The organism is Halorubrum sp. SP9, from assembly GCF_005435015.1.
Lineage (GTDB): Archaea > Halobacteriota > Halobacteria > Halobacteriales > Haloferacaceae > Halorubrum > Halorubrum sodomense.
Window position 1 is genome coordinate 1 of sequence record NZ_SGXU01000691.1, and the last position, 239, is coordinate 239.

Below are 239 nucleotides of genomic sequence, written 5' to 3' on the forward strand. Positions count from 1 at the left end.
GCTGGCTCAAAAGCGCTGTGCCGCCAGTCCAACGGCGGTGAGTGATCCGACTGGCCACGGATTTCCCGGCTGGAAGCATGTCACGCTCCACTTTTTGCGAGTTCACATGGATGCGACGTACCGCGAGATCGTCGATTGGGCGAGTGAGATGGATCGCGTTCGGGGTCTGTTACAGCTCGCTCGAACGGCATTTCCCGCACCCTCAACGCTGTACCGGTCGTTTGAGAGGGTGCCCATGT

The 239-nt window shown here is 59.8% G+C and carries 1 pseudogene; it reads left to right on the forward strand.

Annotated features, from left to right (window positions below):
- Positions 1–239 (forward strand): annotated as a pseudogene (locus EXE45_RS22075) (IS5/IS1182 family transposase); the annotation flags it as partial.